The organism is Lutibacter sp. B1, from assembly GCF_012524075.1.
In the GTDB taxonomy this organism is placed as follows: Bacteria; Bacteroidota; Bacteroidia; order Flavobacteriales; family Flavobacteriaceae; genus Lutibacter.
The window spans coordinates 273,672-300,368 of sequence record NZ_JAAZUI010000001.1; the positions used below are offsets into that span (position 1 = coordinate 273,672).

Below are 26,697 nucleotides of genomic sequence, written 5' to 3' on the forward strand. Positions count from 1 at the left end.
TTCTCAATAATTTTAGTTTCTTTGTTATTTCATAATAAAACCAATAAATGAAACCCATTTTTATTCTTTCATTAATAGCAGTCTATTTTTGTTTTCTCTTACTTATATCATATTTTACAGGGAAAAACGATAGTAACGATACTTTTTTTAAGGCAAATAAAAGATCACCTTGGTACGTTGTTGCCTTTGGAATGGTTGGAGCTTCACTTTCGGGAGTTACTTTTATTTCGGTGCCGGGTTGGGTGCAAAGTTCACAATTTAGCTATATGCAAATTGTATTTGGTTATTTATTTGGCTACTTGGTAATTGCTTATGTTTTATTACCTATTTACTATCATTTAAAAGTAACTTCTATTTACGAGTATTTAAAAATTAGATTTGGAAATGTTTCTCATAAAACCGGTGCTTTTTTCTTTTTTGTTTCACGTGTATTAGGAGCCTCATTTCGTTTATTTTTGGTAGCTTCAGTATTACAATATTTTGTTTTTGATGCTTGGAATGTGCCTTTTGAAATAACCGTAATAATTTCTATTCTGTTAATTTGGATCTACACTTTTAAAGGCGGTATTAAAACCATTGTTTGGACAGATACACTACAAACTATTTTTATGCTTTTTGCAGTATCTGCAACTATTTATATCATTCTAAATAAATTGGATTGGACAGTTTCTGATATTTTTGCTTCTTCTGAATTTAAAAATTATAGCAGAATACTTTTTACTGATGATTTTAATGATAAAAAACACTTTATAAAATCATTTTTAGGAGGAATGTTCATTACCATTGGTATGACAGGTTTAGACCAAGATATGATGCAAAAAAATCTTACTTGTAAAAATACCAAAGAAGCTCAATGGAATGTAATTTCATTAGGATTTGTTCTAATTATAGTCAATTTTGTGTTTTTAGTATTAGGTGCATTACTTTTTATTTATGCCGATAAATTTGGTATTGCTACTCCTATTGTTGATGGAAGTACTAAAACCGATTTATTGTTTCCTGAAATTGCTTTAAACGGAGGATTAGGAATGACCATTAGCGTATTTTTTATTTTAGGATTGATAGCTGCCGCATACTCTAGTGCTGATAGTGCTTTAACAGCACTAACCACTTCTTTTTGTGTAGATTTTTTAGATATTGAACATAAAGAAGAATCCAAACAAAGATCCATCAGAAAAAAAACACATATTTTTATTTCAATGGCTTTAGTTATTGTTATTGTTATTTTTAAATATGTATTAGAAGATAACGTAATTAGCAGTTTGCTGCAAGTTGCTTCTTATACCTATGGTCCGTTGTTAGGTATGTTTACTTTTGGAATATTTACCAAATTTAAAATTAAAGACTCTTATGTATGGATAGTAGCAATACTCTCAGTAATTATAACCTATTTTATCAATGATTATTCTGTTGAACTATTTAATGGATATGTTTTTGGTTACGAGCTGTTAATTGTGAATGGTTTACTCACTTTTATTGGGTTACTGCTTATAAAAAAATTGGATAAAGAATCAGTTTAAAAGAATTACACCTTAAAAGATTTATTAATTTTGTTGCATGGAGAAAGATTTAAGTAACTACAGGAAAATTTACGAAAAAAAAGAACTTTCTAAAAACGAAGTTCCTGAAAATCCTTTGGAATTATTTCAAAAATGGTTTTATGAAGTTGAAGAATTTGGCGGTGATATTGAAGTAAATGCTATGACTATATCTACTTTCGGTTTAGACGGTTTTCCAAATAACCGAGTTGTTTTACTGAAAAAATATACTTGGGAAGGATTTATTTTTTACACTAATTACAACAGCGATAAAGGAAAAGCAATTGAACAAAACCCGAATGTTTGCGCATCCTTTTTTTGGAACAATTTAGAACGCCAAGTAATTATTAAAGGTACTGCCGAAAAAATTTCAGAAAATTTATCGGATGGTTATTTTGAAACCAGACCCGATGGAAGTAAACTCGGAGCATGGGCGTCCAATCAAAGTAAAGTTGTACCATCAAGAAAATATTTGGATGACAGATTGGTTTATTTCGAAAAACAATTTGAAAATAAAGAAATTACAAGGCCAAAACATTGGGGTGGTTATATAGTTAAACCAATAAGTATAGAGTTTTGGCAAGGAAGGCCAAACAGAATGCATGATAGAATAAGATACACGCTTCAAGAAAATTTTGATTGGAAAATTGATCGTTTAGCTCCTTAATTTTTTATATTTGAACCTCAACTAAAACCAAATGAAAACACTTTACATTGTTAGGCACGCTAAATCTTCTTGGGAATACGAAGGTATTAAAGACATAGACCGCCCCTTAAAAAAAAGAGGAATTAACGATGCTTATTTAATTTCAAACGTATTACAAAAAAAAGTTGCTTGCCCCGATGTTTTTGTGTCGAGTTGTGCAAACAGGGCCTTACATACAGCCATGATTTTCAGCTACACATTTAATTATCCGCTTGCAAACATAAAAATAAACAAATCTCTTTATAGCTTTAGTGATGGCTATTTAATAAAAACTGTAAAAGCCTTAGACGACGGTTTCGACTCTGCCATCATTTTTAGTCACGACCACGGTATTAGTACATTTGTAAATAAGTTTGGCAGTTTGGAGTTAGATCATGTGCCAACTTGCGGTGTTATAGGTATTAAATTTGACACCAGCTACTGGAAGAATATAAAAATGGGCAAAACATTTATAACCGAATTCCCAAAACATTACAAATAAATGAAAATTGAAAAACTGGCTGCAATAGATGTTGGATCAAACGCCATACGGTTGTTAATTTCTAATGTTATTACAGAAAAAAACGGACGAAACCCTATCTTTAAAAAATCTGCTTTAGTTCGAGTTCCAATACGTTTAGGTGCAGATTCCTTCATTAAAAAAGAAATTTCAGAAGAAAATAAAATAAGGATGATTAAAGCTATGGAAGCTTTTAAATTACTTATGGAAGTACATGGAATTCATAAATATAAAGCATGTGCAACATCTGCCATGAGAGAAGCCAAAAATGGCGTTGAGGTAGCTAATGAAATTTTTGAAAAAACAGCTGTAAAAATTGATATAATTGATGGTAAAAAAGAAGCTGCAATCATTTTTTCTACTGATTTAACTGATATTATTGAAGGTAATAAATCGTATATTTATGTTGATGTTGGTGGTGGTAGTACTGAAATTACCATATTTTCGAACGGAAAAATCATCAAATCAAAATCATTTAAAATTGGTACAGTTCGCTTATTAAACAAAACAAATTCGTTTAAAGATGTTTGGGAAAATATTGAAGTATGGCTTAAAGCAAATACACAAAATTTAAAAACTCCTGCACTTATAGGTTCTGGTGGTAACATAAACAAAATATTTAAACTATCTGGCAAACAGTTAGGTAAACCACTTTCTTTAATCTACATGAAAGCACAGTACCAATATTTAAAACAAATGCCTTATGAAGATAGAATCTCAGAATTAGGGTTAAACCCTGATAGGGCTGATGTTATTGTTCCTGCAACTAAAATTTATTTAAACGCTATGAAATGGAGTGGTGCAAAAAAAATATTTGTACCAAAAATTGGACTTGCCGATGGAATTATCAAAAGTTTATACTATGATAACATATAAATTTTAATATTTTTAAAAAACTTATTAGTTTTTGGAGCTAGTGCTGTTACTACTGCGACTTGCCAAAAAATATTTAACCATGATGCTCTACCTACGTACACTTTAAGCTTCTAGAAGACCTTAGTTTAAATCAATTTGTGAGTAACTAAATTTAAAAACAAGCAACAATTATTTTTTTCATAAAATCGTATTTTTTGAATAGTTAATCTAAAATAATGCCAAAATTATTGTTTAATAAATTCTTCAACTAATTTACCTACAACTTTTTCCGATTTTTTTGCAACTAATTGTACTTCTTCGTGAGAAACTGCTTCAACTTTACCTTCAACACCTAAATCAGTTATAACCGAAATACCAAAACATTCCATACCCATATGCTTTCCTATAATAACTTCAGGTACAGTTGACATTCCAACAGCATCTGCTCCTAAAATTTTAACCATTTTATACTCTGCCGGTGTTTCAAAAGTAGGACCTTGTAATGCCAAATAAATTCCTTTATGAACAGAAATATTCAGTTCATTGGCAATATTTTCCATTTTAGCAATCATTTTTTTGCTGTATGCTTCGTGCATGTCAACAAAACGAGGTCCAAAACGCTCATCATTTTTTCCATGTAAAGGATGATCCGGCATCATATTAATATGATCTGAAATTATCATAATTTCACCTACTTTATATGATGGATTAACACCTCCTGAAGCGTTAGAAACTATTAAATTGTTTACTCCCAGATATTTCATTACTCTAACCGGAAAAACAACTTGATCCATTTTCCAACCTTCGTAGTAATGAAAACGCCCACGCATTGCAATTACGTTTTTGCTTCCTATTTTTCCAAAAATCAATTCTCCTGAATGCCCTGTTACTGTAGATATCGGAAAGTTTGGTATTTCGGCATAAGGTATTGCTATTTCTATTTCAATTTTTTCAACTAAATTTCCTAAACCTGTTCCTAAAATTATACCATAATCTGGTTTATCAAACCCTTTGTCTTGTAAATATTTAACTGTCTCTTGAACTTCGTTCCACATACTTTTTTATAATATTATCAAAATCATTTTTATGATTTATGAATGTTGTTTTAATAGTTATATAATGAATATTTTTAATGGCTGCAAAGATACGAACATAATCTTTCTCTGTTGTTAAAATTATCTTTTTGTTTGTTTCTAACGTACTAAACGTATCTTTTATTTCATTTATTTCTTTATTGGAAAAATCATGATGATCGGGATATTGCAAATGTTTTATCTTAATATTTCTTTCTCTTAAAAAGTCGACCAATGGTGTAGGATTTGCAATTCCGGTAATCAATAAAACCTCATAGCCCTCCATTTCAGACAGCGTCAACTTAGAAAAACCTTTCAATTGCTCATCATACTCTATTGTACTGAAAAATACAGTTTGATAAACTGTTGTATTTAATTTTTGAGAAATTTTAAATTGTTCATTTTCTGAAAGCTGGGAAGGGCACTTGGTTACAATTATTACTTGTGCTCTTTCAGCTCCTGAAACTTTTTCGCGTAAATTTCCTGTAGGCAACATTGAGTCGTCAACATATAAATTGTCGTAAGATGTAAGCAAAATATTAAATCCACCTTGAACTTTTCTATGTTGAAAAGCATCATCCAGTAAAATTACTTCCGGACTATGCTCTAATTGCTTTAATTGCTCAATTCCATTAACCCTATCTGCATCAACACAAACAATTACATCTTTAAATTTTTGATAATATTGGAAAGGCTCATCTCCAATAATTTCAGCAGTTGCAATTTCATCGGCAATTATAAATCCTTTACTTTTTCTTTTATAACCTCTGCTTAAAACAGCTAATTTGTATTCATTTTGTAGTAACCGTACTAAATATTCTATTTGAGGTGTTTTACCAGTACCTCCAACACTTAAATTGCCAACTACAATTGTTGGAATATCAAATTTGGTAGATTTTAAAATTTCTTTATCATACAAATTATTACGCACATTTGTAACTGCTCCATACAATACAGATATTGGGTATAATATTTTTCTTAACAAATTCATTAAAAGCGAAAATACAAAACAAATAATAAAATAAATGTATAATTATTTTAACTTTCTAAGGTATCCTTTATCTTTGTTTGTGTAACAGATTACAGAATAAATGAAAATTAAAGACATTACAAATTGTATTGAAGAAATTGCTCCTCTAAATTATGCCGAAGATTTTGACAATGTTGGTTTATTGGTTGGAAATTATAATACCGAAGTTACCGGGGTTTTAGTAACTCTAGACACTTTAGAAACCATTGTTGATGAAGCAATTGACAAAAAATGCAATTTAATTGTGAGCTTTCATCCAATCATTTTTTCCGGATTAAAAAAATTAAACGGCAATAATTATGTTGAACGTGTTGTTTTAAAAGCCATAAAAAATGATATAGCCATTTATGCAATGCACACGGCTTTAGACAATTCATATATAGGTGTAAATGCTAAAATTTGTGAAATTCTTAATCTGCAAAACATAAAAGTACTTATCCCTCAAAAACATACATTAAAAAAACTCACTACTTATGTACCCAAAAATAGTGCTGAAAATGTAAGAAATGCTCTTTTTAATGCAGGAGCCGGCAACATTGGCAATTACGATAACTGTAGCTTTAATACGGAAGGTTACGGAACGTACAAAGGTAATGAGAACTCCAATCCAACAATTGGTAAAAAGGGTATTGTACACTTTGAAGATGAAACACTAGTGAGTGTTATTTTTGAAAAACATAAAGAAAAAACCATACTAAATTCACTTTTTAGTGAGCATCCTTATGAAGAAGTTGCTTATGAAATTATTTCATTAGAAAATCAAAATCAGGAGATTGGTTTAGGAATGATTGGAGAACTTTCCGAAGAAAAAGAAGAGACAACGTTTTTAGAGTTTTTAAAAACTAAAATGAGTGCCAAAGGCATTCGTCATTCAAAATTATTAGGAAAATCTATTAAAAAAGTAGCTGTTTTAGGTGGTTCTGGGAGTTTTGCCATTAACAATGCCATTCAATCGGGAGCTGATATTTATGTAACTTCCGATATAAAATACCACGAATTTTACAAAGCCGAAAATAAACTGATAATAGCTGATATTGGACACTATGAAAGTGAACAATTCACAAAAAATCTTTTAGTTGACATACTTACAAAAAAATTTCCTAATTTTGCAATCATTTTATCAAATAATAACACAAATCCAATTTATTACCTATAAACATGGCTAAAAATAAAGAAGTTACAGTTGAAGAAAAATTAAGAGCCCTTTATGATCTACAATTAATTGATTCAAGAGTTGATGAAATTAAAAGTGTAAGAGGTGAATTACCTTTAGAAATTGAAGATTTAGAAGATGAGATAGTTGGTTTAAATAAAAGACTTTCAAACTTAGGCGAAGATGTAACTAATCTTAAAAATGAAATTGCTGATAAAAAATTAGTAATTGAAGAAGCTAAAGCGTTAGTGAAAAAATACAACGAACAACAAAAAAACGTTCGTAATAACAGAGAGTTCAACTCATTAAGTAAAGAGGTTGAGTATCAAGAACTTGAAATTCAATTAGCTGAAAAAAGAATTAAAGAGTATAAAGCTAAAATTGAGCAAAAGAATGAAGTTATTACATTAACCAAAGAAACTATTGCTAAACAAGAAGAGTTGTTGAAACATAAATCGGCTGAATTAAACGATATTATGGCTGATACAATAAAAGAAGAAGAATTACTTCTAAAAAAATCTGAAGAGTATAGTGAATTAATAGACGACCACTTATTAAAAGCCTACAAAAGAATTAGATCTACTGTTAAAAATGGTTTAGCTGTTGTATCTATTGAAAGAGGTGCATCTGGTGGTTCATTTTTTACAATACCACCTCAAAGACAAGTTGAAATTGCAAGCAGAAAAAAAATTATTACCGACGAACACAGCGGTAGAATACTTGTAGATGGAGCTTTAGCCGAAGAAGAAAAACAAAAAATAGACGCATTATTAGATTAATACGAAAAGCTTTCAAATTTGGAAGCTTTTTTATTTTTTAGTTGCTTTAATTGAATACAATAGTGGAAATAAATTTTCATTATTTTTTAAAGTGAACATACCATCATTTACTTCAACCATTTCCGGTAAAATATTATATGGAGATTTTTCAAATTCATGCAAAAACTCAATATGCATACCTGCGTTTGTTAGTGCAGAAATTACTTCACCTAAACCATGGTTCCAACCATACTCTTTACTTATAATATCTGCATCTCTATTAGTGTACGTTCCTTTGTATTCTTCATAAATTACTTCACTATTTTGATAGGGGTACACAAGTTTTGGTGGTGTTTGTAAATAATCGAACATCCAAACTATTGGATGAAATTCAATCATATAAAAAAAACCTCCTTTTTTAAGTTTACTTGCTATAATCTCAGCCCAAGTTTTTAAATCAGGTAACCAACCAATTACTCCGTAAGAAGTAAATACAATATCAAATTTACCTTTAACTTTTTGTGAAACATCGTATAAATTACTTTCAATAAAGCTGGCATCCAAACCTAATTCCATATTTAGTAATTTGGCTTGTTTTATTCCTTCATCAGATAAATCAATCCCTGTACATTTTGCCCCTAATCTGCTCCAACTCAATGTATCTTGTCCAAAATGACACTGTAAATGCAGTAAGGTTTTAGCATTAACATCTCCTACTTCATCTAATTCAAACTTATTTAAAGAAGTTTTCCCTTTTTTAAATACTTCAACATCATAAAATTCCGATTTTGCATGAATGCTTACTTTTTTATTCCATGTTTCTTTATTTACTTTAAAATACTCATCAAATTTTTTCATTACAATATGTTTAATTTTTTAAAAAGAGTAAATTTAAACCTAACCAAATTACAGGTACCGATTCTACCCAAAAACCGGTATAAAATCTTGATTTTTGAGGAGAAGAAAACCATAAAAATAAACCTGAAATTATTGATATTAAAATAATTACAACCAAATTATACTTATAAAAAGGTATTTTTAAAATTTCTAATCCGCAAAAAGCAATCAGCACAACAGTCCCAATAATTTTTGATTTTTTTATGCCATAAACCTGTGGTAATGTTTTTAAATTATCCGGGTCAGTTTCAATATCTCTTATATCAAAAGGAATTGTAATAGCTAACACAATTAAAATTCTTTGCACAAATTCTATGTAAACACTCCTATCAAATATATAACCGGCTTCATACAAAGGAAAAAAAACTGAAATTCCCGCCCAAGCAATTGCAATACTAAATATTTTTAATGAAGGATAATTTCTAAAAGAAAACTCGGTATTTTTATTTTTAAATATTGGAATTACATAATAAAAAGTAATAAAGGCAAAAGGAAACAGTACTATAATTGAACTTAAATTAAAATCACCAAAAAAAGTAATATAAGCTAGTATTAGTACAGAAATTAACGTTAAAAACAACAACTCTTTTCTATTATTATAAAACCATTTTTTAAACCAATTGAGTTTGTTTGATTTAATTTCATAATAACGTATAAAATTATATGAAATTATTATTGATATACCTACAAATAACGGAACTAAACTTTGTTTAAGTCCAAAATTAATTAATGTAATTTTAGTAATTGAATACCCTGCTAAAGCAACGTGAATATTGCTAAAAACATAAAAATTAACTATCCTTTTTAAAAAGTTCATTAAACAAATGTAGGTAATTGTTAATAATTAAATTTAGTGGTTAACAAAATGTTATAAATAAATAAATCTATGCTATTTTGATTATTGTATTTTGAGTATTTTTGGTCTCGAAATAAACAATTACACAACTATTAAATGGATACAAATTCTTTTGTTTTAAGACACATTGGCCCAAGGGAAAATGATATAAATGAAATGATTGAAACTATTGGAGTTTCTTCAATAGATGAGTTGATCGACAAAACCATTCCTTCAAATATTAGATTAAAGAAAGATTTAAATTTACCGGAACCTTTAAGTGAATTTGAATTCAGTTCTTATATAAATGAACTTTCTTCAAAAAATAAATTATTTAAAACCTATATTGGATTAGGTTACCATCCAACAATACTTCCAGGAGTTATTCAGCGAAATATTTTAGAAAATCCGGGATGGTATACCGCTTACACTCCTTATCAGGCGGAAATTGCTCAAGGAAGGCTTGAGGCACTTTTAAACTACCAAACAATGGTTAGTGACCTTACAGGTATGGAATTGGCAAATGCTTCTTTATTAGATGAAGGTACTGCTGCTGCAGAAGCTATGATTATGCTTTTTAACACTCGATCAAGAGAACAAAAAAAGGAAAATGCTTCTCAATTTTTTATATCGGAAGAAGTATTACCTCAAACAATAGATGTTTTAAAAACCAGAGCTATCCCATTAGAAATAGAATTAGTTATTGGTAATCATGAAAATTTTGAGTTCACCAAAAATATTTTTGGAGCTATTATACAATACCCTGCAAAAAATGGCGAAGTTTATAACTACACTAATTTTATTGAAAAAGCTAAAACTGTTGAAGCTCGTATTGCAGTAGCAGCAGATTTATTAAGCTTAACTCTTTTAACACCTCCCGGTGAATGGGGTGCTGATGTTGTAGTAGGCACAACTCAACGCTTTGGTATCCCTATGGGTTATGGTGGTCCTCATGCAGGTTATTTCGCTACAAAAGAAGAATACAAACGTAATATTCCAGGTAGAATTATAGGTGTAACACAAGATATTGATGGTAATCGTGCCTTACGTATGGCATTACAAACAAGAGAGCAACACATTAAACGTGAAAAAGCTACTTCTAATATTTGTACCGCCCAGGTTTTACTGGCCGTAATGGCTGGCATGTATGGTGTATATCATGGTCCAAAAGGATTAACGTATATAGCAACTAAAATTCATAGCTTAACTTCAACTTTAAACAATGGAATAAAAAAATTAGGCTTAAATCAACTAAACAATATATTTTTTGATACACTAACCTTTGAAGTTTCTAATTCAGAAAAAATAAAAGAAATTGCTGAAAATAAAAAAGTAAATTTCTATTACCCTTCTAAAACTAATGTTTCAATTTCACTTAATGAAACTACAACATTAAACGATGTAAATGAAATACTTAAAATTTTAGCTGAAGCAGAGAATAAGCCTTCAATAAATTTTGATACCGTTGAAAAAACCGATTTACCTATTAACGTTAAACGTACATCGGCATTTCTAACCAATGAGGTTTTTGAAAAATGCCATTCAGAAACTGAAATGATGCGTTATATAAAAAAATTAGAACGCAAAGATCTATCATTAAATCATTCTATGATTTCTTTAGGTTCCTGTACTATGAAGTTAAATGCAGCAACCGAAATGTTACCGTTAAGTTCTCCTTCTTGGGGTAATTTACACCCTTTCGCGCCAATAGAACAAGCAAAAGGGTATCATGAAGTTTTTAACGGACTCGAAAGTGCTTTAAATGAAATTACAGGCTTTGAAGCAACATCTTTACAACCTAATTCCGGAGCGCAAGGAGAGTATACAGGTTTATTGGTTATTAAAGCATACCACGAGTCAAAAGGAGACAATCATCGTAATATTTGTTTAATTCCGGCTTCTGCACATGGCACAAATCCGGCCTCAGCAGTAATGGCAGGAATGAAAGTTGTTGTAACAAAATCTACAGAAGAAGGGAATATTGATGTTAATGATCTACGCGAAAAATCCGAGTTGTATAAAGACAATTTAGCTGCTTTAATGGTTACTTATCCTTCAACTCACGGAGTTTTTGAAAGTAGTATTAAAGAAATTACCGAAATAATTCACAATAATGGAGGTCAAGTTTACATGGATGGCGCAAATATGAATGCACAAGTTGGATTAACAAATCCGGCAACTATTGGTGCTGATGTTTGTCATTTAAACCTTCATAAAACTTTCGCAATACCACATGGTGGAGGCGGTCCTGGTGTTGGTCCAATTTGTGTAGCTAAACATTTAGCTCCTTTTTTACCTTCAAACCCAATAATACCAACCGGAGGAAATATAGCAACTACAGCAGTTTCTTCAGCTCCTTGGGGTTCTGCTTTAGTATTATTAATTTCTTATGGTTATATTAAAATGCTTGGTCTTTCAGGATTAAAAAAATCAACTAAAATTGCAATTCTAAATGCCAATTACATGAAATCTCGTTTAGAGAAACAGTACCGTATTTTATATACAGGTGAAAATGGATTTGCTGCTCACGAAATGATTGTTGATTTTAGAGAATTTAAATCAAAAGGAATAGAAGTTACCGATGTTGCAAAAAGGTTGATGGATTATGGGTATCATGCGCCAACAGTTTCATTTCCGGTAGCAGGAACATTAATGATTGAACCTACAGAAAGTGAAAATAAAGAAGAGTTAGATAAATTTTGTGATGCGTTAATTAGCATAAAAAACGAGATTGAAGCAATGGAAATTGGCGATACTAACGGAATTCTTAAAAATTCGCCACATACTCAAGAAATGTTAACTGCTGACAATTGGAATTTTAAATATTCCAGACAACAAGCAGCTTATCCGCTACCATATATTAAGGAAAATAAATTCTGGCCATCGGTAAGGAGAGTTGACGACGCATACGGAGACCGAAATCTAATTTGTTCATGTAACCCGATAGAAGATTATATGTAAAACAAATTTAAACTGCTTTATACTTACGAAAACATTATAGTAAAAAAAACGAGTTGTTATTTTTATTCTATTAAGCAAAGTAGTATTTTTGCAGTTCATCTTAAACTAATATTACTTATATATGAAAAAAATAACCAAAAAAACCTATATCGATTGGTATAAAGATATGCTTTTTTGGAGAAAATTTGAAGATAAGCTAGCTGCTCTTTATATTCAACAAAAAGTGAGAGGTTTTTTACATTTATACAACGGACAGGAAGCTGTTTTAGCAGGTGCATTACATGCAATGGAGAAAAATGACAAAATGATTACTGCATACAGAAACCATGTTCAACCTATCGGTTTAGGTGTTGATCCAAAAAGGATCATGGCAGAATTATTAGGTAAAGAAACAGGTACTTCACACGGTATGGGAGGTTCTATGCACATATTTTCTCCTGAACATAATTTTTATGGTGGACATGGAATTGTTGGAGGACAAATACCTTTAGGCGCCGGTTTAGCTTTTGCTGATAAGTATTTTGAAAGAGATGGTGTAACAATTACCTATTTTGGTGATGGTGCTGCTCGTCAAGGTTCTTTACACGAAACTTTTAACATGGCTATAAACTGGAAATTACCGGTTGTTTTTGTTTGCGAAAACAATGGTTATGCCATGGGAACATCAGTTGAGCGTACTGCAAACCATGAAGATATTTGGAAAATTGGTTTAGGTTACGAAATGCCTTGTGGACCTGTTGACGGAATGAATCCTGTAAAAGTTGCTGAAGCTATGCATGAAGCTATTGAACGTGCAAGAAGAGGTGACGGACCAACGTTCTTAGAAATGAAAACATATCGTTATAGAGGACATTCAATGAGTGATGCTCAAAAATACCGAACTAAAAAAGAAGTTGAGGAATATCGTAAAATTGATCCGATTACACAGGTATTAGATATTATCAAAGAAAAAAAATACGCTACAGAAGCTGAAATTAAAGCTTGGGATAAAGATGTAAAAGATAAAGTTGAGGAATGCCAAAAATTCGCTGAAGAATCTCCATTCCCAGATAAACAACTTTTATATGATGTAGTATACGAACAAGAAGATTATCCGTTTCTAAAACATAGATAAAATGGCAGAAATTATAACAATGCCACGTTTAAGTGATACAATGACTGAAGGAGTTGTAGCACAGTGGTTGAAAAAAGTAGGTGATAAAATTTCAGAAGGTGATATTCTTGCTGAAATTGAAACTGATAAAGCAACAATGGAATTTGAATCTTTTAATGCCGGTACTCTTTTATATATTGGTTTAAAAGATGGCGAAAGCGCACCTGTAGATTCGCTTTTAGCTATTATTGGTGAAGAAGGTGAAGATATTGATGCTATTATTAAAGATTTTAAAGTTGCTGCTCCAGCGCAAGAGGAAGCTCCTGTAAAAGAAGAAGAGAAGAAAGTTGAAACTTCTACTACAGTTAAGGAAACTCCTGCTGTTGCAACTGCTCAAACTCAAACTCAGGCTCCTGTTACAACAAATACATCAGATAGAGTTGTAGCTTCTCCTTTAGCAAAAAAAATAGCTGAAGAAAAAGGTATTAACTTAGCAAGTATAACAGGTACTGGTGAAAATGGAAGAGTTGTAAAACGTGATGTAGAAAATTATGTGCCAACTGCTGCTTCAACTTCTGTTGCCCCTGCAATTTCTGTCGGTGAAATAAGTTTTGAAGAAACTGCAAATTCTCAAATGCGTAAAACCATTGCTCGCAGATTAGCCGAATCTAAATTTACAGCTCCACATTATTATCTAATGTTAGATATTGATATGGATAATGCTATTGCTTCTCGTAAAGTTATTAATGAATTGCCAGACACAAAAGTATCATTCAATGATATGGTTGTTAAAGCAAGTGCTATGGCATTAAAAAAGCATCCTAAAGTGAATTCTCAATGGTTTGACGATAAAATACGTATCAACCATCATGTTAGTGTTGGTGTTGCTGTTGCTGTAGAAGATGGGTTAGTTGTTCCAGTTATTCCTTTTACTGACCAAAAGAGTATGACTCAAATTGGTGCTGCTGTTAAAGATATGGCTGTAAGAGCTAAATCTAAAAAATTAACTCCTGCTGAAATGGAAGGCAGTACATTTACAGTTTCAAACTTAGGAATGTTTGGTATAACTGAATTCACTTCAATTATAAATCAGCCAAACTCTGCAATTTTATCTGTAGGTGCAATTGTTCAAAAACCAGTGGTTAAAAACGGCGAAATTGTTGTAGGAAATATTATGAAAGTTACTTTGGCTTGCGATCATAGAACTGTTGATGGCGCAACCGGTTCAGCATTTTTACAAACACTAAAAGAATATATTGAAAATCCTGTAACTATGCTTGCGTAGTTACCTTATTTTAATAATATTAAAAACCCATTGTGTTAAACGCAATGGGTTTTTTTATAACTTTATTCAAATTTTTAAGTATGATTGTAGATATTCCAGGTTTTAAAAAAATTGAAATTCATCATTTAGTTTGTGATTATAATGGAACTATAGCTAATAACGGAAAACTTATTGAAGGTGTAGATATTTTAATAAATAAACTAAGTGAAAAAATTTCAGTTTACGTAATTACTGCCGATACTTTTGGTACTGTTGAAAAAGAATTGCAAAATACCAAGTGTACTGTTATCAAAATAGAGAAAAACAATCAGGCTGACCAAAAATTAAAATTGATACGCAAATTAAACCCTGAAAATACCGTAGCTTTTGGAAATGGAAGAAATGATGAGCTAATGTTGAAAGAAAGTATTATTGGTATTGGAATTTTAGAAAACGAAGGTATTTATACTAAAAATTTATTAAGTGCTGATATTTTATGTAAAAGTATTATTGATGCATTTGAATTACTTACAATTCCAAATAAATTAATTGCTACACTTCGAAATTAAATGCGTTAGGGATTGGAGCAAGTTACCGTGTAACGCGCAAAGCCCGACCGAACGGTTATTGAGCGTAGTCGAAATACTAGTGAAGGAACGCCCAAAAACAAAAAAACCTCCACAATTGTGAAGGTTTTTGTATAATTTTTAAACTAAAATTACTTTTTAAATTTAGCATATTTAGTTTTGAACTTGTCAATACGTCCAGCAGAATCAACCAATTTAGTTTTACCTGTGTAGTATGGATGTGAAGTTCTTGAAATCTCTAATTTTACTAAAGGGTATTCAACACCATCTACTTCCATAGTTTCCTTAGTGTTTACTGTTGAACGAGTCAAAAATACATCTTCATTAGACATATCTTTAAATGCTACCATTCTATAATTTTCTGGATGTATACCTTTTTTCATCGTAAACTCGTTTTAAATCTATTTTTATTTTTGAGACTGCAAATTTAACTATATTTTTGAAAATTCAAACAATTAATTTATTTTATTTACATAAATATTTACAAATCTTAGTTTTAATTATGTCACATAAACTTTTTATAAGCTTGCTTGCTATTTCAATATCACTATTTTCTTGCAATAGTGAGTACAAATTTATACTAAATTCTCCTAAACAAATTCAAATTAACCAAGAATTAAAAATTTCAATATCAGAAGAAAACAATAATCCTATTGATTCGGTTCAATTTTCTATTGATAGTAAAAAAATATATGCTACAGCAAATACTACAAGTTTGAAAATTAACGATTATAGACTTGGAAAGCATACACTAACTGCTATAGTTTTTTATAAAAATAAAACTAAAAAAGTAACTAAACCTATATATTTTATGGCTGATGAAGGTCCGGAAATTTATACTTATAAAGTTATAAACACGTACCCTCACGACAAAAGTGCTTACACCCAGGGTTTAGAATATTATAACGGATTTTTATATGAAGGTACCGGCAGAAAAGGAACTTCATCAATAAGAAAAGTAGATTTAAAAACCGGTAAAGTACTTCAAAGTTATGATTTGGATGATAAATATTTTGGAGAGGGAATCACTATTTTAAATAATAAACTTTATCAACTAACTTGGCAAAACGGAATTGGTTTTGTGTACAACTTAGAAACTTTTGAAAAAGAAAGTGAGTTTAAATACACTAAAAGTCGTGAAGGCTGGGGATTAACCAACAACGGTAAAAAACTGATTAAGACCGATGGTACAGAACGAATTTGGTTTCTGAATCCAGATACTTTATTGGAAGAAAACTACATTGAAGCTTACACAAATAAACAAAAAGTTGAAAAATTAAACGAACTTGAATATATTAACGGTAAAATTTACGCTAATATTTGGCAAAAAAATTCGATATTAATTGTTACTCCAAAAAACGGAAAAGTTGAAGGTGTTGCAGATTTGAACGGTTTAAAAGATTTAATTGAAAAAGAGCAAAAACTTGTAGATGATGATGAAGTTTTAAACGGAATAGCATTTGATAAAGAAAATAACAGGCTGTTTGTTACAGGTAAACATTGGAGTAAACTTTATGAAATTGAATTACTAAAAAAATAAATTTTAATAATAAATTAAGTAATTTTTACCAATATTAGCGTTTACCAACGTTTAATTTTTAATGAAATATGAAAAATGTAATATTAACAGGAACTAGTAGAGGAATTGGATTTGAACTGGCTCAGATTTTTGCTAATAATAATTATGAAGTTTTAGCTTTATCAAGAAATACAACTCCTTTAAATGAGTTGAACTTAAAAAATATAACCTCTATTTCTGTTGATTTAGCAAAAGAAGAAGATATTAAAAAAGTAATTGATTTTGTTTCCAATAACCGGAAAACTGTTGACATACTTATTAATAATGCAGGTAAATTAATAAACAAACCTTTTCAGCAATTAAATTCATCAGATTTTTTAGAGGTTTATAAAGTAAATGTTTTTGCTGTTGCTGAGTTAACTCGTCAACTTATACCTCACTTAACCAAAGGAAGTCATGTAGTTAATATAAGCAGTATTGGTGGTGTACAAGGAAGTGTTAAATTTCCTGGATTAGCTGCATACAGCTCTTCAAAAGGAGCTTTACTAACTCTCACTGAATTGTTAGCTGAAGAATATAAAGAACAACAAATAGCATTTAACGCACTTGCACTGGGCTCTGTACAAACAGAAATGTTAGAAGAAGCATTCCCCGGTTATAAAGCTCCTGTTTCAGCAAAAGAAATGGCACAATATTTTTTTAATTTTGCAACTACAGGGCATAAATACTATAATGGAAAAATATTGCAAGTTTCTTCAACAACGCCATAATTTATGATTGAAACACTTTCAAAATACATCCCTGAAAATGCTGTTGATTTAGTTGAAGAAATTCTGATAGAACACCCTATAAAAATAAAAATAGTAAATAAACGAAATACCAAACATGGTGATTTTAAAAGAACTGTTGATGGGAAATTTCAAATAACAATAAATAAAACTTTAAATAAATACCAGTTTTTACTTACATTAATACACGAAATAGCCCATTTTGTGACCTACAAAAAAAGTAAAAATGTGAAACCTCACGGAATTGAGTGGAAACGTAATTTTCAATATTTAATGCTTCCTTTTTTACAACCTAATATTTATCCACAAAATATACTTCCTCATTTAGCAAAATACCTTAAAAACCCCAAAGCAAGTACAGGAGCTGATGTAAATTTAACATATGTATTAAATCAGTATGATAAAATATCAGGAAAGAATTTTATCTTTGAGCTTCAACATGGTAGTATTTTTACATTTAATAACAAAACCTATAAAAAAGGAAATATAAGACGAACGCGTTTTGAATGTGTTGAACTATCAACAAACAAAATTTATTTATTCAATCAAAATGCCGAAGTAAAAAAACAATAAAACAACTATGAACAAAAATTATTATGCAGTTATAATGGCTGGTGGTGTTGGATCTCGTTTTTGGCCAATAAGTACACAAAAATTCCCAAAACAATTTCATGATATGTTAGGGACAGGTAATACACTTATACAAAAAACATTCAACCGTTTTGAAAATTTGATTCCTTCAGAAAATATTTTAATTGCGACAAACAAAAAATATGAAGACTTGGTTTTAAAACAATTACCTAAAGCAACAAAAAAACAATTGCTTTTAGAACCAGCCATGCGAAACACGGCACCATGCATTTTATACAGTGCATTTAAAATTTATAATGAAAACCCTGATGGAATAATGATTGTAGCTCCATCCGATCACTGGATTGAAAATGAAAGTGAGTTTTTAGAAAACATACAAACATCGTTTGATTTTTGTACTGAAAATGATGCTTTGTTAACACTAGGTATCCAACCAACACATCCCAATACAGGTTATGGTTATATACAATTTAAACAATCGGAAAACGCATTAAAAGAAGTTAAAAACTTTACTGAAAAACCTAATTTTGAAACCGCAAAACAGTTTTTAGAGAGCGGAGATTACCTTTGGAATGCAGGTATTTTTGTTTGGAGTGTAAAAAGTATTTTAAAGGCTTTTGAAACTTTTTTACCTGAAATGTTTGATCTATTTCAAAAAGGAAATACTTGTTACAATACTAAAACAGAAGAAAATTTTATTGAAGAAAACTATGCGTGTTCAGAAAATATTTCAATTGACTTTGGTATTATGGAAAAAGCAATAAATGTTTTTGTTTTACCTATAAACTTTGATTGGAATGATTTAGGCACTTGGGGTTCTTTATACAATAAATTAGGAAAAGATGAAAACCAAAACGCTACTGTTGGAGGAGAAATTATTTTTAGGGATGCCAAAAATAATATAGTAAAAACTCAAAAAGGAAAACGTGTTGTAATACAAGGATTAAATGATTATATTGTAGTTGAAAAAGAAGATGTTATTTTAATCTTCCCAAAAGACAAAGAACAAGAAATCAAACAAATAACCGAAGAAGTTAAAGTAAAATTTGGAGATAAATTTGTATAATAAAATTGAATATGGAAAATATCCCTTCAAACCAATCAACTAATCATTCAAACTCTAACACACCTAATAGTGAGAGTGACTTTAAAAATATTTGGGAAAGTATAAAAGCTTTTCTAAAAGACTTGTTAGATATTAGGAATGATACCGACAAAAAAGGCACCATTGAAGATATTAAAGGAAATATATCTATGAAAGGCCATACCGCTTGGGTTTTGGTTTTTTCAATTTTAATAGCCTCTATTGGTTTAAATGTTAGCAGTACGGCTGTTGTTATTGGAGCCATGCTTATTTCGCCTTTAATGGGTCCAATTTTAGGAATTGGCCTTTCTATAGGTATTAACGATGTTGATACACTAAGACGCTCTTTAATTAACTTAGGCGTTATGGTTGGACTTAGTTTAGCAACTTCATTTATATTCTTTTTAATTCCTTTATTTAGAACTGAAACTCCCGAACTTTTAGCAAGAACCGCACCTGATGTTCGCGATGTTTTTATTGCAATTGCAGGTGGTTTGGCATTAATTATTGCACTAAGTAGAAGAAACCAACAAACAAATACTATAGCAGGTGTAGCTATAGCAACAGCTTTAATGCCTCCTTTATGTACTGCAGGTTACGGTTTAGCAACCTGGAATTTAAGTTACTTTGGAGGCGCTATGTTTTTATTTACAATTAACACTATTTTTATTGCTTTGGCAACCTTTGTAATTGTAAAATTTCTACATTTTCCAATGGTAAAATATATAAATTCAGCTAAAAGAAAACGCATTTCACAAATAGCTTCTTTTATAGCTTTTATTGTTTTAGCAGGTAGTGTGTATATGTTTCTTAATTTATTAAAAGAAGACCAATTTAAACAAAATGCCCAAAAGTTAATAAATGATATAAAAGAGACAGGAATTAGTATTATTGATGAAGAAGACAAAAATATCAATTACAAAAAAAGAAGTGTTACACTTGTGGTTTATGGTAATAAATTACGAAAAGAAGAAATTGAAAATTGGGTTGCTAAACTTCCTGATTATGGGTTAGATAATACCAGTTTAATTGTGCATCAAGGTATAGATGATTCTGACATTAGAAATGAAGTGAAAAACTTAACCGATTTATATACCCAAAATCAGAAAATTATTTCTTCACGTGATGAATCTATCAAAGAAAAGGAAGACAGAATTAAACTTTTAGAATTAGAATTATCTAAGTATTACAACTCTCAAATTCCTTTTGTTCAAGTTAGCAAAGAAGCTCAAATAAATTACAACGGTTTATCTCAATTAAGCTTTGCTAAAGTTATTAAAACTAATTTTAATACTATAGACACTATAACGGTATTTAATGCAAAATGGTATGATACTGTACCAAATACTTCACAACAAGAAATACTCTTAAAAAAATGGCTTAAAACCCGTTTAAATTTAGATACTTTAATTGTTAATAAAGAATAAAAAAAGCGAGCAAATTATTTGCTCGCTTTTTTTGTGGTGAGAGGAGGATTCGAACCTCCGAAGCTTGCGCAGCAGATTTACAGTCTGCCCTCGTTGGCCACTTGAGTATCTCACCTTAGTTTTTAAACTAAAAAACTTCTCTAATAATGAGAAGTTTTAGTGACCGGGCTGGGGCTCGAACCCAGGACCACCTCCTTAAAAGGGAGGTGCTCTACCAACTGAGCTACCAGGTCATTTTTTTCCTTTTTAGCGGGTGCAAATATAAAGGTAATTTTTAAAAAAACAAACTTCTTTTCTATTTTGTTTCATTTAAATATGCTTCCCTAACTTTCATAAATAAATTAGAAGAATATACAAAATTTACAATCGCCTCATTTTCAGTTTTAAATATCTCTTTATTGGTTCCTTCCCACGCTTTTACACCATCTTTTAAAAAAATAATTTTTTCTCCAATTTCCATAACCGAATTCATATCATGTGAATTTATTACAGTTATCATTTCATATTCTTTTGTAATTTCCTGAATTAAATTATCAATTACAATCGCTGTATTTGGGTCTAAACCTGAATTTGGTTCGTCACAAAATAAATATTTTGGATTCATTACAATTGCTCTTGCAATTGCCACACGTTTTTGCATTCCGCCTGATAATTCTGCCGGGAATTTTTTATTTGAATTATCTAAATGTACCCTGTTCAACACAAAATTTACACGCTCTAACATTTCAGAATATGTTTTTTTTGTAAACATTTTCAAAGGAAACATTACATTCTCTTCTACAGTTAAAGAATCGTATAAAGCACCTCCTTGAAACACCATCCCAATTTCTTGTCTTAATTGCCTTTGCTGTTTAATATCTAATTCTGTATGCTTTCTTCCGTCAAAAGAAATAATTCCCTTTTCAGGAATATGTAATCCTAATAAGCATTTTAAAAAAACCGTTTTACCCGATCCGCTCTGGCCAATAATCATACTGGTTTTTCCTTTTTCAAATGTTGTGGAAATTCCTTTTAAAACAGGTACTTCTTTAAATTCCTTATATAAATTTTTAACTTCTATCATTTAACCTAAAAGCATTTGAGTTAAAAAATAATTTAATAAAATTATAACAACACTAGTCCAAACAACAGCTTGTGTACTTGCTCTTCCAACTTCTAAAGAACCTCCTTTAACATAGTAGCCATGATAAGCAGGTATAGTTACTATTACAAAAGCAAAAACCAATGTTTTTATTATTGCATATTTTACATAATACGGATTAAATTCAAATTGAATACCATATAAAAAATCTTCACTATAAAATAAATCGGTTAATAAACCCGCACAATACCCTCCCAGTATTCCTAAAAACATAGCTAATAAAATGAGTAAAGGATAAAATAATAATGTAGAAATAATTTTAGGTAATACTAAATAATTTAAAGAGTTAATTCCCATCACTTCTAACGCATCTATCTGTTCCGTAACTCTCATTGTTCCAATACTTGAAGCAATATATGAACCAACTTTACCTGCTAAAATAACAGACATAAATGTAGGTGCAAATTCTAAAATAACCGATCGCCTTGTTGCAAAACCGATAATAAATTTGGGTATAAACGGATTATCAACATTTAAAGCCATTTGTATAGCAATTACCGCTCCTACAAAAAATGAAATAAAAACTATTATTCCTAATGATTTTAAACCTAAATCTTCAATTTCTCTAAAGAACATTTCTTTAAAAACTGACCATTTTTGAGGCTTTTTAAAAACTTGTTTCAGCATTAAAAAATACTTTCCAACATGTTCTATGTAGTTCATTTAAATTACTTTTTGGCTAAAATATTAAATTAATGTAAGGTATATTCCTTTTGTAACATAAATTTAATATTACCCATTAAAAAAATAGTAATTTTGAAAATATTTATTCTTTTAAACTAATTTCTAATGAAGAAACTATTTTTATTAATTTTTGTAGGCTTTACGTTTATACAATGTATCGCTGTAAAATCAAGCACTACCACTGCCACACCTGTTAAAAATTCGAATGTAACTGTTGTTGAAAAAACAAATCAACCTAAAACAAAACTTGTTGTTGGTGTAGTAGTTGATCAAATGAGGTATGATTATTTAGTTAAATTTTATGATAAATATGGTGATGGCGGATTTAAACGGTTAATGAATGATGGCTATAATTTAAAAAATGTTCATTATAATTATATTCCTACTTATACAGCTGTTGGACATACATCAATATATACAGGAACAACACCTGTAAATCATGGAATTATTTCTAATAACTGGTATGATAAATATGAAAAAAAATCTATTTATTGTGTTGATGATGCTTCTTATCAAACCGTTGGAGCAAATTCCGGAGGAAATAAATCGCCTCACAGAATGTTAACCACTACCATTACCGATCAGCTACATTTAGCACAAAATATGAAAGGCAAAACTATAGGAATAGCCATTAAAGACAGGTCTGCTATTTTACCCGCAGGGCATACAGCAAATGCTGCCTATTGGTTTGAAGGAGGTGATGTAGGAAAATTTATAAGTAGTACTTTTTATATGAATAATTTACCTAGTTGGGTAACCGATTTTAATAATTCGGGTAAAGCAAACAATTATTTAAATGAAACTTGGGATACGTATTATGACATTTCAACATATACTGAAACTTTACCAGACAATAATGAGTTTGAAGGATTATTTAAAGGAAAAAACACACCTACTTTTCCTTATAATTTAGCCGAATTAAGAAAAACAAATGGTAATTACAACTTAATTAAAGGGATTCCTGCAGGAAATTCAATTACAACCGATTTTGCTGAAGCCGCTATAATTGGAGAAAATTTAGGTAAATCGGATTATACAGATTTTATAGCAATTAGTTACTCGAGTACTGACTATGTTGGTCATCAATTTGGAGTTAATGCAAAAGAGTTAGAAGATACTTATATTAGATTGGATAAAGACTTAGAAAGACTTTTAAATTTTTTAGATACACAAGTAGGTAAAAATAAATATACGCTTTTTTTAACTGCCGATCATGCAGCTGTACAAGTTCCTTCTTACTTAAATTCTTTAAAAATTCCTGCAGGCTATTTTAATGCAAGTGAATTTGAAGATTATGTAAATAATATTACTTTAAAATATTTTAATTCTTCTGATTTGGTAGAAGATATCTCTAACTATCAAATATTTTTAAATAAAGATAAAATAAGAGAATTGAATTTAGACGTTCATAAAGTATCTCAGGTAATAGCCGATGAGATCATCAGTTTTGAAAACGTCTATAAATCTGTTACAGCACTTACATTACAATCAACAAGTTTTTCATCAGGTATATTACAAATACTTCAAAAAGGCTATAACCAAAAATTTTCAGGTGATGTATTATTTATCCCTAATCCATCAACGGTAACTTACTCTAAAACCGGAACTACTCATGGCTCCGGATATATTTATGACACTCATGTGCCATTAATTTTTTATGGAAACAACATCAAACAAGGAAAATCGGATGTTTATTACCCAATTGTTGATATAGCTCCAACTATTTCAAGTTTATTAAATATTACCGAACCAAATGGTTGTACAGGAACAACCATTATTGAAGTTTTAAAATAAAAAAAAGCCCTCAAAATGAGGGCTTTTTTTTATTGATTATTTTCAGGAATTAATATTTTTTCTAACTCCTCTTTTTCTTTTTTTACTCTTTCTTTTTCCTTTTCAACTTTTTCATCAAGTTCATCTAGTTTTTGCTCTGCTTTTTTAATTTTTTCTTCTTTAAGTATGGCTTCTTCTTTGGTTATTTTTTTCTTTTCTTTTTCTTCATTTAACCTTTCTTTAGCTTTTTGAACTTTTTCTCTACCTGATCTCACAACCTCATCACTTTCACGAATTTTATCCTCTTTATCTTTCACTTTATTTTTGGCTTGTTCAGATCTCATTTTTCCAAATTCTCTTCCGCTCATGTCTCCTTTTTGCTTTCCATACTCATTACCTTTATCCATTTTTTCTTGAACCTGCTCTTTCTTTTCTTTCATTTTTCCCTCTCCTTCTCTCATCTTATCTTCCTTTTCTTTCATCATTTTATCCTTCTTTTCTTTCATTTCATCATCAACATCTTTCATTTTCTGCTCTTTCTTTTCCTTCATTTCTTTTGCTTTTTCAACATGCTCTTTTTTAGGTTCTTTCTTTTTTTGTTGAGCATTGATTGTACTAACTCCAACAAAAGCAAAAATCAAAAGTACTGATACAATAAATTTTAAATTCTTCATAATTGCGCTATTTTAAATACTGTCTAATTCTTTAACTGCATCTTCAACCTCTTTTACTGTTTCATCTAATTGTTTAGTAGACTCTTGTACATCGGTAGCTATTGAATCTATTTTTTGAATTGATTCTTCTACTTTTTTTTCTTCTTCCTTTTTATTATTGGTACAAGCTCCAAAAATAAATAGTGCTGTCATTAAAATTAAAAGTTTTTTCATAGAAATATATTTAATAATTAATATTAATAAGACACTAATTTGTCACATATATAATTAATGAACGCTAATATTTATAAACTATTGCATTTATATTCATTCCTGCTCCTACTGATGCAAAAATTACAATATCTCCTTTATGTATTTCTTGATCTTCTATTTCTCCCTTTTTAATTAGATCGAATAAGGTAGGTACAGTTGCTACAGAACTATTTCCCAAAGTATGAATACTCATAGGCATCACATTTTTAGGAACCGGCATCTTATGCAAACGATAAAATCGTTTAATTATAGCTTCATCCATTTTTTCATTTGCCTGATGAATAAATATCTTTTTAATATCTTTTATATCTATTTCACTTTTATCTAAGGCTGCTTTCATTGCTAAAGGAACATTATTTAATGCATACTCGTATATTTTGCGCCCATACATTTTTATATACCTTACATCCGGATCATCCGTTTTATCAAAAGAGTTTCCAAAAAACAGATAATAGCATTCATCTAATGTATCCGTTTGAGCTGCATAACTTAAAATTCCTTTTTTACTGGAGTTTTCTTCTGCTTCAACAATACATGCTCCTGCTCCGTCAGAATAAATCATAGAATCTCTGTCGTGATCATCAATAACTCTCGACAGTGTTTCAGTTCCAATAACCAAACATTTTTTGGCTATACCAACTTTAATATATGCTTCTGCCTGAATAACACCCTGTATCCAGCCTGGACAACCAAATAAAATATCGTACGCAACACATTTTGGGTTTTTAATACCTAACCTGTATTTAACTCTAGAGGCTAAACTAGGTAAAATATCACTTTGTATCGCCGCACTTTTTACATCTCCAAAATTGTGAGCTAAAATTATATAATCTAAATCTTCTTGGTTAATTCCTGCATCTTCAATTGCTTTTTTAGCGGCAAAATACCCTAAATCTGAAGAGTTTAAATCTTTAGTAGCGTAGCGCCTTTCTTCAATTCCTGTAATTGCTCTAAATTTTTCAATAACCACTTCATTTTCATATTCAAATGGACTGCCGTCTTCTTTTAAAAATTTATTAGTTAAAAAGTCTGAATTCTTTTTTACAAGTGTAGGAATATAACTTCCTGTACCTGTTATTACTGAATTTATTATCATAATTTATTTTTGAACGGTAAATTTAAAAATCTACGAATTATTTGACTCTGAAATTTTGATTTTCATTACGGTGGCTATCGATAGTGCTCTTAACTTTATTGCATGCGAATTTTCACCTTCAAACATGTCATCAACTGTAGCATTAAAGTCTGATAACCAACAATTAAAGTGATTGGAATTAATGGATGTTTTTTGATGTAATTTTTGGTGAATTTCCATGGCATTTTTACGATACCCACCCGAATAAAATAGAATGTTATCCCAAAAATCTACAAGTATTTGTAAGTGCTCTTCTAATAGTTTTGGATTGGTAAAATCTTCAAAAAAATGATACATTTTTTCATCACTCATCAATTTTACATAAAAGCATTTTACCAATAAATAAAGATCTTCTCTATTTTCAATATCTTTCTTCATAA

26 protein-coding genes, 2 tRNA genes and 1 pseudogene are annotated in these 26,697 nt (G+C 30.0%); 16 read left to right on the forward strand and 13 right to left on the reverse strand.

From position 1 onward, the window contains the following. Positions 1-47 precede the first annotated feature (47 nt). Genes HGB55_RS01210 through HGB55_RS01225 form a run of 4 tightly spaced genes read left to right on the forward strand, consistent with a single transcriptional unit; the run spans position 48 to position 3,619 of the window. Positions 48-1,520, forward strand: a complete 1,473-nt coding sequence (locus tag HGB55_RS01210; RefSeq protein WP_168813838.1) for a sodium:solute symporter — start codon at positions 48-50, stop codon at positions 1,518-1,520. Positions 1,521-1,557: 37 nt separating this feature from the next. Continuing rightward, the gene (gene pdxH, locus HGB55_RS01215; RefSeq protein ID WP_168813840.1) at positions 1,558-2,205 is read left to right on the forward strand and encodes a pyridoxamine 5'-phosphate oxidase; all 648 of its coding nucleotides are present in this window, start codon (positions 1,558-1,560) and stop codon (positions 2,203-2,205) included. 31 nt (positions 2,206-2,236) lie between these two features. Further along, the gene (locus tag HGB55_RS01220; protein WP_168813842.1) at positions 2,237-2,725 is read left to right on the forward strand and encodes a histidine phosphatase family protein; all 489 of its coding nucleotides are present in this window, start codon (positions 2,237-2,239) and stop codon (positions 2,723-2,725) included. Continuing rightward, on the forward strand, positions 2,726-3,619 hold the full coding sequence (locus tag HGB55_RS01225) for a Ppx/GppA phosphatase family protein (RefSeq protein ID WP_168813844.1): 894 nt from the start codon (positions 2,726-2,728) through the stop codon (positions 3,617-3,619). It begins immediately after the preceding gene. Between the two features lie 224 nt (positions 3,620-3,843). On the opposite strand, the gene HGB55_RS01230 is transcribed toward HGB55_RS01225, so the two are convergent. Beyond that, positions 3,844-4,653, reverse strand: a complete 810-nt coding sequence (locus HGB55_RS01230) for a purine-nucleoside phosphorylase (protein WP_168813846.1) — start codon at positions 4,651-4,653, stop codon at positions 3,844-3,846. Beyond that, entirely contained in the window at positions 4,625-5,662 is a 1,038-nt protein-coding gene (gene lpxK, locus HGB55_RS01235; protein WP_168813849.1) for a tetraacyldisaccharide 4'-kinase, read from the reverse strand. Before lpxK ends, HGB55_RS01230 begins: the two co-directional genes overlap by 29 nt. A gap of 100 nt (positions 5,663-5,762) precedes the next feature. Between lpxK and HGB55_RS01240 the strand changes: the two genes are divergently transcribed. Beyond that, a complete protein-coding gene (locus tag HGB55_RS01240; protein WP_168813857.1) occupies positions 5,763-6,857 on the forward strand; it encodes a Nif3-like dinuclear metal center hexameric protein in 1,095 nt (364 codons plus the stop codon). Between the two features lie 2 nt (positions 6,858-6,859). Then, the gene (locus tag HGB55_RS01245) at positions 6,860-7,633 is read left to right on the forward strand and encodes a zinc ribbon domain-containing protein (protein WP_168813859.1); all 774 of its coding nucleotides are present in this window, start codon (positions 6,860-6,862) and stop codon (positions 7,631-7,633) included. 30 nt (positions 7,634-7,663) lie between these two features. On the opposite strand, the gene HGB55_RS01250 is transcribed toward HGB55_RS01245, so the two are convergent. Both HGB55_RS01250 and HGB55_RS01255 read right to left on the reverse strand, forming a co-directional pair. After that, a complete protein-coding gene (locus HGB55_RS01250) occupies positions 7,664-8,470 on the reverse strand; it encodes a bifunctional 2-polyprenyl-6-hydroxyphenol methylase/3-demethylubiquinol 3-O-methyltransferase UbiG (RefSeq protein ID WP_168813861.1) in 807 nt (268 codons plus the stop codon). Positions 8,471-8,480: 10 nt separating this feature from the next. Continuing rightward, on the reverse strand, positions 8,481-9,326 hold the full coding sequence (locus HGB55_RS01255) for a hypothetical protein (RefSeq protein WP_168813863.1): 846 nt from the start codon (positions 9,324-9,326) through the stop codon (positions 8,481-8,483). 135 nt (positions 9,327-9,461) lie between these two features. Here HGB55_RS01255 and gcvP point away from each other — a divergent pair, with 135 nt between their 5' ends. The 4 genes and pseudogenes from gcvP to HGB55_RS01275 all read left to right on the forward strand — a co-directional run bounded on the left by gcvP (position 9,462) and on the right by HGB55_RS01275 (position 15,231). After that, on the forward strand, positions 9,462-12,305 hold the full coding sequence (gene gcvP, locus HGB55_RS01260) for an aminomethyl-transferring glycine dehydrogenase (protein WP_168813865.1): 2,844 nt from the start codon (positions 9,462-9,464) through the stop codon (positions 12,303-12,305). 121 nt (positions 12,306-12,426) lie between these two features. After that, positions 12,427-13,419, forward strand: coding sequence for a pyruvate dehydrogenase (acetyl-transferring) E1 component subunit alpha (gene pdhA / locus HGB55_RS01265; RefSeq protein ID WP_168813867.1), 993 nt, complete (start codon positions 12,427-12,429; stop codon positions 13,417-13,419). Between the two features lie 7 nt (positions 13,420-13,426). Then, positions 13,427-14,683, forward strand: a pseudogene (locus HGB55_RS01270) (pyruvate dehydrogenase complex dihydrolipoamide acetyltransferase); the annotation flags it as partial. Positions 14,684-14,763: 80 nt separating this feature from the next. Beyond that, a complete protein-coding gene (locus tag HGB55_RS01275; RefSeq protein ID WP_168813870.1) occupies positions 14,764-15,231 on the forward strand; it encodes an HAD family hydrolase in 468 nt (155 codons plus the stop codon). A gap of 149 nt (positions 15,232-15,380) precedes the next feature. Here HGB55_RS01275 and HGB55_RS01280 read toward each other — a convergent pair whose 3' ends face one another. Next, positions 15,381-15,632 carry a type B 50S ribosomal protein L31 gene (locus tag HGB55_RS01280; RefSeq protein ID WP_168813872.1) on the reverse strand — a complete coding sequence of 84 codons (252 nt, stop codon included), beginning with the start codon at positions 15,630-15,632 and terminating at the stop codon, positions 15,381-15,383. Between the two features lie 119 nt (positions 15,633-15,751). Here HGB55_RS01280 and HGB55_RS01285 point away from each other — a divergent pair, with 119 nt between their 5' ends. From HGB55_RS01285 to HGB55_RS01305, 5 genes are all read left to right on the forward strand, one after another. Then, positions 15,752-16,789: a glutaminyl-peptide cyclotransferase gene (locus HGB55_RS01285; RefSeq protein ID WP_168813874.1), complete on the forward strand. Its 1,038-nt coding sequence runs from the start codon at positions 15,752-15,754 to the stop codon at positions 16,787-16,789. 68 nt (positions 16,790-16,857) lie between these two features. Further along, the gene (locus tag HGB55_RS01290; protein WP_168813876.1) at positions 16,858-17,538 is read left to right on the forward strand and encodes an SDR family oxidoreductase; all 681 of its coding nucleotides are present in this window, start codon (positions 16,858-16,860) and stop codon (positions 17,536-17,538) included. A gap of 3 nt (positions 17,539-17,541) precedes the next feature. Beyond that, the gene (locus HGB55_RS01295) at positions 17,542-18,129 is read left to right on the forward strand and encodes a SprT-like domain-containing protein (RefSeq protein WP_168813878.1); all 588 of its coding nucleotides are present in this window, start codon (positions 17,542-17,544) and stop codon (positions 18,127-18,129) included. Positions 18,130-18,136: 7 nt separating this feature from the next. Then, positions 18,137-19,213: a mannose-1-phosphate guanylyltransferase gene (locus HGB55_RS01300; protein WP_168813879.1), complete on the forward strand. Its 1,077-nt coding sequence runs from the start codon at positions 18,137-18,139 to the stop codon at positions 19,211-19,213. Positions 19,214-19,224: 11 nt separating this feature from the next. Then, complete coding sequence (locus HGB55_RS01305) at positions 19,225-20,658, forward strand: DUF389 domain-containing protein (RefSeq protein ID WP_168813881.1); 1,434 nt, start codon at positions 19,225-19,227, stop codon at positions 20,656-20,658. A 34-nt stretch (positions 20,659-20,692) separates the two neighbouring features. On the opposite strand, the gene HGB55_RS01310 is transcribed toward HGB55_RS01305, so the two are convergent. The 4 genes from HGB55_RS01310 to HGB55_RS01325 form a co-directional block, all read right to left on the reverse strand. Next, positions 20,693-20,773: transfer RNA gene (locus HGB55_RS01310), tRNA-Tyr, on the reverse strand. Between the two features lie 45 nt (positions 20,774-20,818). Then, positions 20,819-20,891 (reverse strand) — tRNA-Lys (locus HGB55_RS01315). Between the two features lie 62 nt (positions 20,892-20,953). Continuing rightward, positions 20,954-21,721, reverse strand: coding sequence for an ABC transporter ATP-binding protein (locus HGB55_RS01320; protein ID WP_168813883.1), 768 nt, complete (start codon positions 21,719-21,721; stop codon positions 20,954-20,956). Next, the gene (locus HGB55_RS01325) at positions 21,722-22,462 is read right to left on the reverse strand and encodes an ABC transporter permease (protein WP_168813885.1); all 741 of its coding nucleotides are present in this window, start codon (positions 22,460-22,462) and stop codon (positions 21,722-21,724) included. A gap of 126 nt (positions 22,463-22,588) precedes the next feature. Between HGB55_RS01325 and pafA the strand changes: the two genes are divergently transcribed. Next, positions 22,589-24,277 carry an alkaline phosphatase PafA gene (gene pafA, locus HGB55_RS01330; protein WP_168813887.1) on the forward strand — a complete coding sequence of 563 codons (1,689 nt, stop codon included), beginning with the start codon at positions 22,589-22,591 and terminating at the stop codon, positions 24,275-24,277. A 29-nt stretch (positions 24,278-24,306) separates the two neighbouring features. Here pafA and HGB55_RS01335 read toward each other — a convergent pair whose 3' ends face one another. The 4 genes from HGB55_RS01335 to HGB55_RS01350 all read right to left on the reverse strand — a co-directional run bounded on the left by HGB55_RS01335 (position 24,307) and on the right by HGB55_RS01350 (position 26,695). Next, positions 24,307-24,930, reverse strand: coding sequence for a hypothetical protein (locus HGB55_RS01335; RefSeq protein WP_168813888.1), 624 nt, complete (start codon positions 24,928-24,930; stop codon positions 24,307-24,309). A 12-nt stretch (positions 24,931-24,942) separates the two neighbouring features. After that, entirely contained in the window at positions 24,943-25,143 is a 201-nt protein-coding gene (locus tag HGB55_RS01340) for a hypothetical protein (protein WP_168813890.1), read from the reverse strand. 64 nt (positions 25,144-25,207) lie between these two features. Continuing rightward, positions 25,208-26,272, reverse strand: a complete 1,065-nt coding sequence (locus HGB55_RS01345) for a 3-oxoacyl-ACP synthase III family protein (protein WP_371807790.1) — start codon at positions 26,270-26,272, stop codon at positions 25,208-25,210. Between the two features lie 36 nt (positions 26,273-26,308). After that, positions 26,309-26,695 carry a group III truncated hemoglobin gene (locus HGB55_RS01350; RefSeq protein ID WP_168813892.1) on the reverse strand — a complete coding sequence of 129 codons (387 nt, stop codon included), beginning with the start codon at positions 26,693-26,695 and terminating at the stop codon, positions 26,309-26,311. Between the last annotated feature and the right edge of the window lie 2 nt (positions 26,696-26,697).